Origin of the sequence: Serratia sp. PGPR-27, assembly GCF_022678525.1 — a bacterium.
In the GTDB taxonomy this organism is placed as follows: domain Bacteria; phylum Pseudomonadota; class Gammaproteobacteria; order Enterobacterales; family Enterobacteriaceae; genus Serratia; species Serratia nematodiphila.
This window is the reverse complement of sequence record NZ_JALBYS010000033.1, coordinates 1-14626: the sequence shown is the minus strand read 5'-3', so window position 1 is coordinate 14626 and position 14626 is coordinate 1. Positions and strand designations below refer to the sequence as shown.

Genomic DNA, 14626 nt, shown 5'->3' with positions numbered 1-14626 from the left:
GGATGATTCGCTTTGAACAGGTCAGTAAAGCTTATCTGGGCGGACGGCAAGCGCTGCAGGGGGTTGATTTCCATCTGCGCCCGGCGGAGATGGCGTTTCTGACCGGCCATTCCGGCGCGGGGAAAAGTACCCTGCTGAAACTGATTTGCGGTATCGAACGGCCCAGCGCCGGCCACATCTGGTTTGGCGGCCACGACATCAGCCGTTTGAAAAACCGCGAGGTGCCGTTCCTGCGCCGGCAGATCGGCATGATCTTCCAGGATCACCACCTGCTGCTGGATCGCACGGTGTATGACAACGTGGCGATGCCGCTGATCATCGCCGGCGCCAGCACCGAAGATATCCGCCGCCGCGTTTCCGCCGCGCTGGACAAGGTCGGTTTGCTGGATAAAGCGAAAAACTTCCCGATTCAGCTGTCCGGCGGTGAGCAGCAGCGTGTGGGCATCGCCCGTGCGGTGGTGAACAAGCCGGCGGTGCTGCTGGCGGATGAACCGACCGGTAACCTGGACGATGCGCTGTCGGAAGGCATTTTGCGCCTGTTTGAAGAATTCAACCGCGTCGGCGTGACCGTTCTGATGGCGACGCACGACACCGGGCTTATCGCCCGCCGCAATTACCGCATCCTGACGCTGAGCCAGGGCCGCATGCAAGGAGGCGCTCACCATGGCCAATAACGCAAAAACCGCCAAGAGCAAGGCGCTGCGCGGCGGCTGGCGCGAACAGTGGCGTTACGCCTGGATGAACGCCATCAAAGACATGCTGCGTCAGCCGTTGGCGACGCTGCTGACGGTGATGGTGATCGCCATTTCCCTGACGCTGCCGAGCGTATGCTACATCGTGTGGAAAAACGTCAGCACCGCGGCCAGCCAGTGGTATCCGACGCCGCAGCTGACCGTCTATCTGGATAAATCGCTCGATGACGACGCCGCGCTGAAAGTGCTCGACGCCATCAAGGCGGAAGCCGGCGTGGAGAAGGTCAATTACCTGTCGCGTGAAGAAGCGCGCGGCGAGTTCCGCAACTGGTCGGGCTTTGGCGGCGCGCTGGACATGCTGGAAGAGAACCCGCTGCCGGCGGTGGCGATCGTCACGCCGAAGCTGAGCTTCCAGAGTTCGGACACCCTCAACACCCTGCGCGATCGCGTGGCGGCGGTGCAGGGCGTGGAAGAAGTGCGTATGGATGACAGCTGGTTTGCCCGCCTGGCGGCGCTGACCGGGCTGGCGGGCCAGATTGCGGCGATCATCGGCGTGCTGATGATCGTGGCGGTGTTCCTGGTGATCGGCAACAGCGTGCGTCTGAGCATCTTCAGCCGCCGCGACACCATCAACGTGATGAAACTGATCGGCGCCACCGACGGTTTTATCCTGCGGCCGTTCCTCAACGGCGGGGCGATGCTGGGCTTTGCCGGCGCGCTGCTGTCGCTGGTGCTGTCCGGCGCGCTGGTGTGGCAGCTGGAGTCGGTGGTCGCCGGCGTGGCCAAGGTATTCGGCACCACCTTCACCCTGCACGGGCTGGGTTGGGATGAGGCGCTGCTGCTGCTGATCATCTCCGCGATGATCGGCTGGATCGCCGCCTGGCTGGCGACGGTGCAACATTTACGCCGATTTACACCACAGTAAGATTTTTTTGGTATACTCTTCTCCTGCTGCTTTTGATCGCGTTGCGGGAGAAGAGTGACCTCAAGCGAAGTCAGCACCATCCCTCTCTTCTTAGCGCACAAATTCCCTATCGGCCTGCACCTTCGTCACGTATTGTCAGCAACAATGCTTGCAAAAAAGGGTGAACTTCTGGGGCGGAATACGGTCAAAAATTGCAGCAAATGTTAAGGTGCCCGGCGTGTGGAACCGCTTTTGCTTCAGCAACTGCCGTAGAATCAATCATTTCCCCGCTGTAATAATCACCTGCATGATTTTGTATTCTCATAGAGAGGGTTTGAATGACCAAAGAAATGCAAACTTTAGCCTTAGTACCCCAAGGTAGCTTGGAAGCCTATATCCGGGCAGCCAACGCCTATCCGATGCTGACGGCAGAGGAAGAGCGGGAGCTGGCTGAACGGCTGCATTATCAGGGCGATCTGGATGCCGCTAAGCAGCTCATCCTGTCTCACCTGCGCTTTGTCGCTCATATTGCCCGCAACTATTCAGGCTATGGTCTGCCGCAGGCGGATCTGATTCAGGAAGGCAATATCGGCCTGATGAAAGCCGTTCGCCGCTTCAACCCTGAAGTCGGCGTGCGTCTGGTTTCCTTTGCGGTGCATTGGATTAAGGCGGAAATCCACGAGTACGTATTGCGCAACTGGCGCATCGTGAAAGTGGCGACCACCAAAGCGCAGCGCAAGCTGTTCTTTAACCTGCGCAAAACCAAACAGCGTTTGGGCTGGTTCAACCAGGACGAAGTGGAACTGGTGGCCCGTGAGCTGGGCGTAACCAGCAAAGACGTGCGCGAGATGGAATCGCGCATGGCGGCGCAGGACATGACGTTCGATCCGACTCCGGACGACGAGGCCCGCGACGGCCAGTCGATGGCGCCGGTGCTGTACCTGCAGGACAAGAGCTCGGACTTCGCCGAAGGCATCGAGGAAGATAACTGGGAAAGCAACGCCGCAGACAAACTGGCCTATGCGCTGGAAGGTCTGGACGAGCGCAGCCAGCATATCATTCGCGCCCGTTGGCTGGACGACGACAACAAGTCGACGCTGCAGGAGCTGGCCAATCAGTACGGCGTTTCCGCCGAACGCGTGCGCCAGCTGGAAAAGAACGCCATGAAGAAACTGAAAATGGCGATCGAAGCCTGAGTCGATGCGAGATTCGATAAAAAAAGCCCGGCAAGCCGGGCTTTTTAGTGCCTGAAATTCGGCGCTATGGCGCCACGGCGGCAAAGTCTGGCGCCGGGCAGTCGTAGCCGAATTTCGCCGCCCACGGGTAGCGGGTGCCAGTGTTGATGTAGCGCTGATAAAGCGCCCGGCCGGTTTTGGCATCGCGCTTGATAACCCAGCTGGCGGCGTTACACAGCACGGCGGCATAGGCCTGGCTCTTCGGCGGCAGCAGATCGGCCGCCTGTTGCGCCAGCCCCACCGCCTGCCAGCGATAGTGCAGGAAACGGTTGTCTTCCTCCGGTAGCGCCGCCTTGGCGCGCGCCGCTTCTGCGCTGTCGATCCAGCTTTTATGCTTCAGCTCGCGAGTATCGAACGCATCCCCCAGATAGGAATAGCCGGCGCCATAGATGGCGTAATCCGGCGTCATCTCATACCCGGTAAACTCCAGCCCCTGGGCGCGCAGCAGGTTGGCGGCGCGATAGTAAGCCTGCGCGCGCGCCAGCGGTGCGGCGGATTTGTCCTTGGCGGCCTTCAGCTCGTCGGCGTACTGCTGCGCCGCCTGCCGGTAGTTGGGGATATCGAAGTAGGCCAGCGCCTCCGGCGCTCGTCCGGCGCGCATCAGCCGCCGCGCCAGCAGTTCGCGCAGCTGCACCTCCGGCGTGCTCTGCTGGCCGCCGTAGTCGTCCGGATTAACCGGCTTGAGCGGCGTCGTCGGCGCCGGGGCGTGCTTATCGACAAAACCTTTCAACTCATCGACGGTCAGCACCCGCTCCGCCACGTCGGCCACGTCGGCCCAGTAGAGCGCTTTGCCGCGATACAGCAGGTCCATCGCCTGCAGATAGTCGCCGCGGTTCAGCGCCAGGATGGCCTGTTCGCCGGCCACCCGGCATTCGGGCACGATGGTTTCCGCAACAAAGTCGGCGTTGCGTTGCTCGCCCCAGCTTTCGTCGGCGGGGAACGCGCTTGCCGCCTTGGCGTAGGCGGCGGTGGCGGCTTTCACGTCGCCGTCGCGCAGCGCCATTTTCGCGCGCAGCCACCACGCCAGGCCGCTGTCGCCGGCGTTTTTCAGCAGGCTCGCCGCCATCGGGTACTGCCCCGAACGGTAAGCCAACGCCGCCAGCCGATCGCTGCCGGCGAAGCCGCTTTTCACTGAGCCGTCCAGCAGCGTCAGGATCTGGCTGATGATCTGGGCGGAGCGGCCGTTGCCGTCGGTATCCGCCATTTGCAGGTTGCCGCTGCGCGCGAACAGCTCAATGGTCACCAACTGCTGGATCAACGGATCGCCGATAATCTGTTTCAGCGTGTCCAAATGGTCGGGGTTGACCAGGAGGCTGGAGACGTACTGCAGCGACTGCCCGCCGCTCGGATCGCCCTGCGCCGCCTGCTGTGCGTACAGGTGGGCGGCGGGGGCGACGTCACCCAGCCACAGGTGGATGCGCGCCTGCTGCCCAAGGCTGCTCAGCGCCAGCTGATCGGGATCGGTGGCGCCGTTTTTCACCCGATCGATCACCTGCTGGAATGCCGTCAGCGCCTGTTCAAGTTCGGCTTTAGGCGGATGCTCGGCGGCGGGAACCGCTTCACCGGATTCATTCACCGGTGTACCGTGGTCAGCCATCAGGACGCGGCCAAGCGAATACTGCGCCCGCAGTCCCCAGTCGCCCTGCTCGGCGGCCGGTAGCTTCAGCACCTGCTGGAAATAGTCTGCGGCGCGCGGATCGTGGCTGGCGAAAGCCACGGCGCCCAGTTGATAGAGACGCGCAGCGTTGGACAACCCTTGCGTATTGACGGCGTCAGCCTCTTCCACCGTTTTGGCGGCGCGCATTTTGCCGATCGCTATCGTTTCCGGCGATTGCGGCATCGGTTTCGGCGGCATCGGCGGCGGCGGGGCCTGCCAGTGCGGCAACTGACTGTCCGCCGGCACCAGCCGGCCGGCTTCGAAGGCGAAATTGCCCTCCGGCATATACAGCAGGGTGCCGTTGCGATCGATCAGCAGCCGGTTAGGAAAATCCGGGCCGCAGGCATAGCCGCCCAGCGGCAGTGCGGCGCCGATCAGCATGGCCAGCGGAAGAAGGCGGCGGGTGTTCCGTGCCGCGCGCGAATCAAGGTGTGACAAGGGTGCCTCCTGGCGTCAGTTGTTGGCAGCGCAGCCAGCCCAGCGGCCGGGATTGCCCGGCGCGCAGCTGATCGCCGCTGATGCGAATAAAGCGTTGCCGTTGCGGTGCGGATTCCAGCCGGTAGTTGCCGACCGCGTCCGCCGCCAGGCAGTCGTCGGCGCGGATGATGACTTCTTGCGGCAGCGGGGCGTCCACCGGCCCGTTGTTATGAATTATCAGATCATACAGCCCGTTTTGCTGTGGCTGAGGCCTAAATTTTACCTGCCAGTCGACATTCAGCGGCCGCCGTTCGATCACCGCTCGCAGCGTGGCGAGCGACCAGGCGCGCCGATCGTCCGCCAGCGGCAAGCGGAACCAGATAATGCCGCGCAGCCGGGGCGGCGTTTGCTGCGCCAGCGTTTGCAGAAAATCGGCGATCTGCTGCGGCGCGACCGTCAGTTCGCGGCCGTTGCCCGCCATGCGCAGCGAGGATTCGCTCTCCACCTGCGCGCCCTGTGCATCAAACCCCAGCAGCGCCATGCCGTAGGCCGGCAGCGCGACGCGAAACGGCTTCGGTGTGACGGCGGCGTACTGCCGCACCCAGCGTAGCGCTAAGGAGCCGTCAAACAGCCCCTGCTGCGGCGAGAGCACCGCATGCACCTGCAGGACGGAACTGTCGGCCTGTTGCAGTACGCCGGGCAGGCCGGGTGAACCGATCCAGGCGGGCAGGGCGGTGATGCCGAGTTGCAAAGCGGCGGGCAGCCGTTGGCGCAGCCGCTGCAGAAAGCGTTGGTAGTCCGGCAGGCGGGCCGTGGCGGCGTCATGATCGATCTCGACGCCGGTGACGGGCAGCCCGGCCGCCTGCCAGCGCTGGGCGAGCGCCAGCAGACGCTGGATAATGGCTTCTTGGTCCAGCTGCGGCAGCTGGCCGTCGAGGCGTGCTACCAGCCAGAGCGGGCGGCCGTCCTGCTTCAGCAGGCTGAGATCGGCCGGGATTTCTCGCCAGCCCTCGCGTGGATGCACCTGCAGCGCCAGCACCCGCAGCCCGGCGAACAGATCGCGGCTGTGCGCCAGCGCATCGGCGTGCTGCGGCGTCCAGACCCGCTGCCAGACATAAACCTGCTGATCCCAGTCTGAGGCCAGGCGCAGCGCCTGCTGGCGCCCGAGGAACGCGGCCGCCAGCCCCAGCGCAATCAAGACCAGCGCCGCCAACCGGCGTTTCATTTTTGCCAGAGATCGCCCTGCGGTGCGAAGCCGCAGGCGCGCATGAAGTTATCGACTTCCCCGCGTTCGCGCGGCGCCAGGCCGGCGGTCGACAGCTGCCAGTGAGCGACCTGCGGCAGCTGACGCTGCGCATCCTGCACCAGGTAAAGACCGACGCCGCGGCGGCGCGTCACTTCGCGCACCAGCAAGTCCTGCAGCTCGGCGCGGTCATCCTGCAGCGCAATTTTCACCGCGCCCAGCAGACGCTCGTTGAAGCGGGCGGCAAACAGCGCCTTGCCGCCGCTCAACCAGCTCTGCCACTGTTCCGGCTGCTGATGCGGCCAAATTTTACCGAGATCGATAAGGTCTTGCGGGGACAGCGCGGTCAGGCGCTCGATGGTCAGTTTCATACAGAATTTCCGCGCAGCTAAATGATGCCGACAGTGTAATAGATCTTGCGCAGAGCGTTGTGTAAGTTTTTCTGTACGATTACTGTGCAATATGTTTTTTGCACGGGGCATTTTCCGAGTAAATAGTTAGTAAAGGGATTGTTAACCAGCACAACGCGCTACGCCTCAAGGTAAACGGCGCAGATTTAATTCGAATTTTATCCTGTTTACACCGCTTGTTTCTGCCTGATGAAGTTGATTTGCAGCAGAAAATTCCTGTTTAATGGCATGAAAAATAAAGTCTTATTAGAAAATAATGCCGACAAAGCGCCTAAATCATTATTACTTATAACAAAAGCGGTCAATAACGATCGGGCGCAGACAAACACAACAGGTACGTTCACAACGACAGATGGGGATTTGCGGATGAAATTAACAACAGGTAAGGCACTGCTGGCGGGTTGCATTGCGATGGCCATGAGCCAGGCGGCTATGGCGAAAGACATCAAGGTGGCGATCGTCGGGGCGATGTCCGGCCCGGTCGCGCAGTATGGCGACATGGAGTTTACCGGCGCGCGCCAGGCGATTGCCGACATCAACGCCAAGGGCGGCATCAAGGGCGACAAGCTGGTCGGCGTGGAATACGACGACGCCTGCGATCCGAAACAGGCGGTTGCGGTCGCCAACAAGGTGATCAACGACGGCATTCGTTACGTGATTGGCCACCTGTGTTCCTCTTCCACTCAGCCGGCGTCCGATATCTATGAAGACGAAGGCGTGATCATGATTACCCCGGCGGCCACCAACGCCGATCTGACCACTCGCGGCTACAAGATGATCCTGCGCACCACCGGTCTGGATTCGGATCAGGGCCCGACCGCCGCCAAATACATCCTCAGCGACATCAAGCCGAAGCGCATCGCCGTGGTGCACGATAAGCAGCAATACGGCGAAGGCCTGGCGCGCTCGGTGCGCGACAGCCTGAAAAAACAGGGTACCGAAGTGGCGATGTTCGAAGGCATCACCGCCGGCGACAAAGACTTCTCCACCCTGGTGGCGCGCCTGAAGAAAGAGAATATCGATTTCGTGTATTTCGGCGGTTACTACCCGGAAATGGGCCAGATCCTGCGTCAGGCCAAACAGGCCGGGTTGACCACCCGCTTCATGGGGCCGGAAGGCGTGGGCAACTCCTCGCTGTCCAACATCGCCGGCGCCGCCTCGGAAGGCATGCTGGTGACGCTGCCGAAACGCTACGATCAGGTGCCCGCCAACCAGCCGATCGTCGATGCGCTGAAGGCCAAGAAGCTGGATCCGACCGGCCCGTTCGTCTGGACCACCTATGCCGCGCTGCAGTCGCTGACCACCGGGATGGAGCGCAGCGGCAGCCAGGAGCCGGCGGACATCGTCAAGGATCTGAAAACCGGCAAGCCGGTGGACACCGTGATGGGGCCGCTGAGCTGGGATGACAAGGGCGATCTGAAAGGCTTCGAGTTCGGCGTGTTCGAATGGCATGCCAACGGCACGTCCACACCGATCAAATAAGCCATAATGATTAGGGTGGGGCGCAGCCCGCTGCGCCCGGCGGGTCGGCTTGCCGGCCCCGTCTCCCTTTACCCGCCGGTTCTCCGTCGGCGGGTTTCGCAGCCAAGGGTTCAGAGTATGTCAGAGCAGCTCCTCTATTTTCTGCAGCAGATGTTCAACGGCTTAACGTTGGGCAGCACCTATGCATTGATCGCCATCGGTTACACCATGGTTTACGGCATCATCGGCATGATCAACTTCGCCCACGGCGAGGTGTACATGATCGGCAGCTATGTCTCCTTTATCGTTATCGCCGCCCTGATGATGCTCGGCATCGACGTCGGCTGGTTGCTGATCGGCGCCGCGTTCCTGGTCTCGATCGTCATCGCCAGCGCCTACGGCTGGAGTATCGAGCGGGTGGCCTACAAACCGGTGCGCAACTCCAAGCGCCTGATTGCGCTGATCTCGGCCATCGGCATGTCGATATTCCTGCAAAACTACGTCAGCCTGACGCAGGGTTCGCGCGATCTGGCGCTGCCCAGCCTGGTGACCGGCCAGTGGGTGCTGGGGGAAAGCAACGGCTTCGCCGCCACCATCAGCACCATGCAGCTGACCATCTGGCTCGTGACCTTCCTGGCGATGCTGGCGCTGACGCTGTTTATCCGCTATTCACGCATGGGCCGCGCCTGCCGCGCCTGCGCGGAAGATCTGAAGATGGCCAGCCTGCTGGGCATCAACACCGACCGGGTGATCTCGCTGACTTTCGTCATCGGTGCGGTGATGGCGGCGGTGGCCGGGGTGTTGCTCGGCCAGTTCTACGGCGTCATCAACCCTTACATCGGCTTTATGGCCGGTATGAAAGCCTTTACCGCTGCGGTCCTGGGCGGCATCGGCAGCATTCCCGGCGCGATGATCGGCGGCCTGGTGCTGGGCGTGGCGGAAGCGCTGACCTCCGCTTATTTGAGCACCGAATACAAAGACGTGGTGTCGTTCGCGTTGCTGATCGTGGTGCTGCTGATCATGCCGACCGGCATTCTTGGGCGTCCGGAGGTTGAGAAAGTATGAAACTCAATCTGCTTAATGCGCTGATCGCCACGGCGGTGCTGTTCGTGATGGCGTCGTTCCTGATGGGCATGCAGCTCAGCCTGGACGGCACCAAACTGGTGGTGCACGGCGCGGCGGAAGTGCGCTGGATGTGGATCGGCATCGGCTGCGTCAGCGTCTTTTTCTTCCAGCTGTTGCGCCCGCTGCTGCTGCAGGGCCTGAAAAAGGTCTCCGGCCCGGCGTTCGTGCTGCCGAGCTTCGACGGCACCACGCCGCGGCAAAAGCTGCTGGCGGCTCTGCTCATCGTCGCGGCGGTTGCCTGGCCGTTCCTGGTGTCGCGCGGCACGGTGGATATCGCCACCCTGACGCTGATCTACGTGATGCTGGGTCTCGGCCTCAACGTGGTGGTGGGTTTGTCCGGTCTGCTGGTGCTGGGCTACGGCGGTTTCTACGCCATCGGCGCCTACACCTACGCGCTGCTGAATCACTATTACGGTTTCGGATTTTGGGAGAGCCTGCCGCTGGCGGGTATCGTCACCGCCGCCTTCGGCTTCCTGCTCGGTTTCCCGGTGCTGCGGCTGCGCGGCGACTATCTGGCGATCGTGACGCTCGGCTTCGGCGAGATCGTGCGCATCCTGCTGCTGAACAATACCGAGATCACCGGCGGGCCGAACGGCATCAGCCAGATCCCGAAACCGACCTTTTTCGGCCTGGAGTTCAACCGCAGCGTGCGCGACGGCGGTTGGGATACCTTCCATAACTTCTTCGGCCTGAAATACGATCCGAGCGATCGCATCGTGTTCCTGTACCTGGTGGCGCTGCTGCTGGTGGTGCTGACGCTGTTCGTCATCAACCGCCTGCTGCGCATGCCGCTCGGGCGCGCCTGGGAAGCGCTGCGTGAAGACGAGATCGCCTGCCGCTCGCTGGGCCTCAGCCCGACGCGCATCAAGCTGACCGCCTTTACCATCAGCGCCGCCTTCGCCGGGTTTGCCGGCACGCTGTTCGCCGCGCGCCAGGGTTTCGTCAGCCCGGAATCCTTCACCTTCGTCGAGTCGGCCTTCGTATTGGCGATCGTGGTGTTGGGGGGCATGGGCTCGCAGTTCGCGGTCATTCTGGCGGCGATCCTGCTGGTGGTGTCGCGCGAGCTGATGCGCGATCTGAATGAATACAGCATGTTGCTGCTGGGTGCGCTGATGGTGCTGATGATGATTTGGCGGCCGCAGGGGCTGTTGCCGATGAAACGGCCGCAGCTGAAGCTGCAGGCGGCGGACATTCACGCGGGCAAGGGGGAACAGGCATGAGCGTTCAACCTTTACTTCAGGTGGAAGGCCTGTCGATGCGTTTCGGCGGGTTGCTGGCGGTCAACAATGTGGCGTTGACGCTCAATGAAGGCGAAATCGTGTCGCTGATCGGCCCCAACGGCGCCGGTAAAACCACGGTATTCAACTGCCTGACCGGTTTTTACCGCCCGAGCGGCGGCACCATCAAATTGCGCGATCGCCATCTGGAAGGGCTGGCGGGGCAGGCCATTGCCCGTATGGGCGTGGTGCGCACCTTCCAGCATGTGCGGCTGTTCCGTGAAATGACGGTGATTGAGAACCTGCTGGTGGCGCAGCATCAGCACCTGAAAAGCGGCGTGTTCGCCGGGCTGTTGAAAACCCCGGCTTTCCGCCGCGCCGAAGCCGAGGCGCTGGCGCGCGCGGCAGAGTGGCTGGAGCGCGTCGGCCTGCTATCGATGGCCAACCGTTCTGCGGGCAACCTGGCCTACGGGCAGCAGCGTCGGCTGGAGATCGCCCGCTGCATGGTGACCCGGCCGGAGCTACTGATGCTGGACGAACCGGCCGCCGGCCTCAACCCGAAAGAGACCGACGAGCTGGATCATCTGATCGTCGAGCTGCGCGATCGGCATAAGGTCTCGGTGCTGCTGATCGAGCACGACATGAAGCTGGTGATGGGCATTTCCGATCGCATTTACGTGGTGAATCAGGGCACGCCGCTGGCGCAGGGCACACCGGCGGAGATCCGCAACAACCCGGACGTGATCCGGGCTTATTTGGGCGAAGAATAATATGTTGTCATTCAATCAGGTATCCGCCCATTACGGCAAAATTCAGGCGCTGCATCAGGTCAGTCTCACGATAAGTCAGGGCGAAATCGTGACGTTAATCGGCGCCAACGGCGCCGGTAAAACCACGCTGCTCGGCACCCTGTGCGGCGAACCGCGCGCCAGCGAAGGCAGCATCGTCTTTCAGGGCCAGGACATCACCCAGTGGCAAACCTCGCGCATCATGCGTGAAGCGGTGGCGATCGTACCGGAAGGGCGGCGCGTCTTCTCGCGCATGACGGTGGAAGAAAACCTGGCGATGGGCGGCTTCTTCGCCGATCGCCAGCAGTATCAACAGCGCATCGAACGGGTGTTCACGCTGTTCCCGCGCCTGCTGGAGCGCCGAAGCCAGCGCGCCGGCACCATGTCCGGCGGCGAACAGCAAATGCTGGCCATCGGCCGCGCGCTGATGAGCCAGCCGAAGCTGCTATTGCTCGACGAACCTTCGCTTGGGCTGGCGCCCATCATCATCCAGCAGATTTTCGACATCATTCAGCAGCTGCGGGAAGAGGGCATGACCATCTTCCTGGTGGAGCAAAACGCCAATCAGGCGCTGAAATTGGCGGACCGCGGTTATGTGCTGGAAAACGGCCGCGTGGTGTTGGAAGATACGGGGGCTGCATTGTTAGCCAACGAAGCAGTGAGGTCGGCGTATCTGGGCGGTTAATCCGCCCCCCTACGAATTAAAATAATCAGGTACGAGAAGAAGAAATGAAGACAGAAGGGTTACTCGCGCAGCGCATCGTTAACGTAAAAAGTTCGGCCATCCGTGAATTGCTTAAGCACAGCAAGATGGAACACGTCATTTCGCTGGCGGGCGGCATCCCCTCTGATGCGCTGTTCGATTTCGAAGGATTGAGCATTGCCACCCAGCAGGCGATCACCGAACAGCCGAAAAGCGCGTTCCAGTATGGCCTGACCGAGGGCAGCCCGCTGCTGCGTGAGCGCATCTGCGCGCTGTGCGCCGAGCGCGGCGTCACCGCGCGCGCGGAAGAGGTGATGGTCACCGCCGGTTCTCAGCAGGCACTGGATTTGGTGATGCGCGCCATCGTCAACCCGGGCGACGTGTTCGTGGTGGAGCGCCCGACCTACTTGGCGGCGCTGCAAACGCTGGAACTGGCGGAAGCCAACATCATGTCGGTCTCGTCCGACAGCGACGGCATGGTGGTGGAAGAGCTGGCCGAGCTGCTGAAAACCCAGCGTATCAAGGGCGTGTACGTGGTGCCGAACTTCGGCAACCCGAGCGGCATCACCCTCAGCGCCGCGCGCCGCGAACTGCTGGTGAAGCTGGCCGCCGAACATAACTTCCTGATCATCGAAGACGATCCTTACGGCGAGCTGCGTTTCACCGAAGAGCGCCACCCGACGCTGCATCAGGTGTCGCAGCGGGTGCTGGGCAATACCGACCACATCATCTATACCTCGACCTTCTCCAAGATCCTGGCGCCGGGCCTGCGCCTGGGTTGGGCGATCCTGCCGCCGTTCCTGCTGCATAAAGTGGCGATCATCAAACAGGCGGCGGATCTGCACGCCAGCGCCCTGTCGCAGAGCATCGTCGAATGCTACCTCGGCCTGGATCGCCTGCCGGCCCAGATCGACAAGATCCGCGCCGCCTACAAACAGAAGGGCGAGATCCTGGCCGGTTTGGTGGAGCAGGAGCTGGGCGACTACATCACCTTCGATAAACCGAAGGGCGGCATGTTCCTGTGGGCGCGTTTCCGCCAGCCGTTCAACGCCACCGAATGGCTGAACACCACGCTGCAGCAGGGCGTGGTGTTCGTGCCGGGGGAATACTTCTTCTCCGACAACCCGGATCGTTCGACCTTCCGCCTGTCGTTCGCCACCGCCACCGAGCAGCAGATGCAAGAAGCGGTCGCGCGCCTGCGCCGTTCGCTGTAAGCCTCGCGGCGGCGGAGCCGATGCCCGCCGCCGACATCAAACCGCCATCTTCACTTCACCTTGCCGTCATGTGGCTGTCATCTAACGGTTATTTTTCTGTCATCCGCGCATGGCATGTTAGCTTCCGAACAAAAAACTGATTCTTTTCGCTCACGCGCTTTTACACCAGCTTTTTCAGGAGTTAGGCATGCTCACCTACGCTATTCGCAAAACCACGCTGTGCGTCGCATTGACCCTGGCGGTCAGCGCCCAGGCGCTGGCGGCGACAGAAATCCCGTTCTGGCATTCGATGGAAGGCGAACTGGGTAAAGAAGTGGACTCTCTGGCGGATCGCTTCAACCAGTCGCACAGCGACGTCAAGATTGTGCCGGTTTATAAAGGCAACTACGAACAGAGCCTGGCGGCGGGTATCGCCGCTTACCGCTCCGGCAAGGCGCCGGCGATCTTGCAGGTTTACGAAGTGGGCACCGCCACCATGATGGCCAGCAAAGCCATCAAGCCGGTCTACGAAGTGTTTAAAGAGGCCGGTATCAACTTCGACGAATCGGTGTTCGTGCCGACGGTGGCCGGCTATTACACCGACAACAAGAGCGGGCATCTGCTGTCGCAGCCGTTCAACAGCTCCACGCCGGTGCTGTACTACAACAAAGACGCCTTCAAAAAGGCCGGCCTGAACCCGGATCAACCGCCGAAAACCTGGCAGGAACTGGCGGCGGATACCGCCAAGCTGCGCGAAGCCGGCATGAAGTGCGGTTACGCCAGCGGCTGGCAAGGTTGGATCCAACTGGAGAACTTCAGCGCCTGGCACGGCGTGCCGTTCGCCAGTGAAAACAACGGTTTCGGCGGCACCAGTGCCAAGCTGGAGTTCAACCAACCGCTGCAGGTCAAGCATATCGCGCTGCTCGAAGCGATGAACAAGAAGGGTGATTTCACCTACTTCGGCCGCAAAGACGAATCCACCGAGAAGTTCTACAACGGCGATTGCGCCATCACCACCGCCTCTTCCGGTTCGCTGGCGGACATCAAGCACTACGCCAAATTCAACTACGGCGTCGGCATGATGCCGTACGACGCTGACGCGAAAAACGTGCCGCAGAACGCCATCATTGGCGGGGCCAGCCTGTGGGTGATGAACGGCAAAGACGCCGCCACCTACAAGGGCGTAGCCGAATTCCTGCAGTACCTGGCGCAGCCGGAAATCGCCGCCGAATGGCACCAGAAGACCGGCTATCTGCCGATCACCACCGCGGCTTACGACCTGACCAAGCAGCAGGGCTTCTATGACAAGAACCCGGGCGCCGACGTCGCCACTCGCCAGATGCTGAACAAGCCGCCGTTGCCGTTCACCAAGGGCCTGCGCCTGGGCAACATGCCGCAGATCCGCAGCGTGGTGGATGAGGAGCTGGAAGGCGTGTGGACCGGCAAGAAAACGCCTCAGCAGGCGTTGGACGCGGCCGTGCAGCGCGGTGACGTACTGCTGCGTCGCTTCGAAGCATCAACCAAATAACCTGTCTCTTATACACATCTGACGCTGCCGACGATGGCCTCTGTGTGTAGATC

The 14626-nt window shown here is 61.8% G+C and carries 13 protein-coding genes; 10 read left to right on the top strand and 3 right to left on the bottom strand.

Features of this window, described 5'->3' with window-relative positions:
* Positions 1-2: 2 nt before the first annotated feature.
* From ftsE to rpoH, 3 genes are all read left to right on the top strand, one after another.
* Positions 3-674 carry a cell division ATP-binding protein FtsE gene (gene ftsE, locus MMS95_RS17480; protein ID WP_004934337.1) on the top strand — a complete coding sequence of 224 codons (672 nt, stop codon included), beginning with the start codon at positions 3-5 and terminating at the stop codon, positions 672-674.
* Positions 664-1617, top strand: a complete 954-nt coding sequence (gene ftsX, locus MMS95_RS17475; RefSeq protein ID WP_004934340.1) for a permease-like cell division protein FtsX — start codon at positions 664-666, stop codon at positions 1615-1617. Before ftsE ends, ftsX begins: the two co-directional genes overlap by 11 nt.
* Before the next feature lie 317 nt (positions 1618-1934).
* Positions 1935-2792 (top strand): RNA polymerase sigma factor RpoH, encoded by an 858-nt coding sequence (gene rpoH / locus MMS95_RS17470; protein WP_242142010.1) that lies wholly within the window; start codon positions 1935-1937, stop codon positions 2790-2792.
* A 64-nt stretch (positions 2793-2856) separates the two neighbouring features.
* On the opposite strand, the gene MMS95_RS17465 is transcribed toward rpoH, so the two are convergent.
* Genes MMS95_RS17465 through panM form a run of 3 tightly spaced genes read right to left on the bottom strand, consistent with a single transcriptional unit; the run spans position 2857 to position 6519 of the window.
* Complete coding sequence (locus MMS95_RS17465) at positions 2857-4926, bottom strand: hypothetical protein (RefSeq protein ID WP_242142009.1); 2070 nt, start codon at positions 4924-4926, stop codon at positions 2857-2859.
* A complete protein-coding gene (locus MMS95_RS17460) occupies positions 4913-6130 on the bottom strand; it encodes a DUF3142 domain-containing protein (RefSeq protein WP_033631506.1) in 1218 nt (405 codons plus the stop codon). Before MMS95_RS17460 ends, MMS95_RS17465 begins: the two co-directional genes overlap by 14 nt.
* The gene (gene panM / locus MMS95_RS17455) at positions 6127-6519 is read right to left on the bottom strand and encodes an aspartate 1-decarboxylase autocleavage activator PanM (protein ID WP_004934355.1); all 393 of its coding nucleotides are present in this window, start codon (positions 6517-6519) and stop codon (positions 6127-6129) included. Before panM ends, MMS95_RS17460 begins: the two co-directional genes overlap by 4 nt.
* A gap of 405 nt (positions 6520-6924) precedes the next feature.
* Between panM and MMS95_RS17450 the strand changes: the two genes are divergently transcribed.
* From MMS95_RS17450 to ugpB, 7 genes are all read left to right on the top strand, one after another.
* Entirely contained in the window at positions 6925-8040 is a 1116-nt protein-coding gene (locus MMS95_RS17450) for a branched-chain amino acid ABC transporter substrate-binding protein (RefSeq protein WP_015376289.1), read from the top strand.
* Positions 8041-8157: 117 nt separating this feature from the next.
* On the top strand, positions 8158-9084 hold the full coding sequence (gene livH, locus MMS95_RS17445) for a high-affinity branched-chain amino acid ABC transporter permease LivH (RefSeq protein ID WP_015376290.1): 927 nt from the start codon (positions 8158-8160) through the stop codon (positions 9082-9084).
* A complete protein-coding gene (locus MMS95_RS17440) occupies positions 9081-10364 on the top strand; it encodes a high-affinity branched-chain amino acid ABC transporter permease LivM (RefSeq protein WP_088381139.1) in 1284 nt (427 codons plus the stop codon). Before livH ends, MMS95_RS17440 begins: the two co-directional genes overlap by 4 nt.
* Positions 10361-11131, top strand: coding sequence for a high-affinity branched-chain amino acid ABC transporter ATP-binding protein LivG (gene livG, locus MMS95_RS17435; protein ID WP_015376291.1), 771 nt, complete (start codon positions 10361-10363; stop codon positions 11129-11131). Before MMS95_RS17440 ends, livG begins: the two co-directional genes overlap by 4 nt.
* A gap of 1 nt (position 11132) precedes the next feature.
* Positions 11133-11834 carry a high-affinity branched-chain amino acid ABC transporter ATP-binding protein LivF gene (gene livF, locus MMS95_RS17430; RefSeq protein ID WP_004934391.1) on the top strand — a complete coding sequence of 234 codons (702 nt, stop codon included), beginning with the start codon at positions 11133-11135 and terminating at the stop codon, positions 11832-11834.
* A 44-nt stretch (positions 11835-11878) separates the two neighbouring features.
* On the top strand, positions 11879-13066 hold the full coding sequence (locus tag MMS95_RS17425; protein ID WP_004934394.1) for a PLP-dependent aminotransferase family protein: 1188 nt from the start codon (positions 11879-11881) through the stop codon (positions 13064-13066).
* Between the two features lie 187 nt (positions 13067-13253).
* Entirely contained in the window at positions 13254-14573 is a 1320-nt protein-coding gene (gene ugpB, locus MMS95_RS17420) for a sn-glycerol-3-phosphate ABC transporter substrate-binding protein UgpB (protein WP_156866376.1), read from the top strand.
* The last annotated feature ends 53 nt before the right edge of the window (positions 14574-14626 follow it).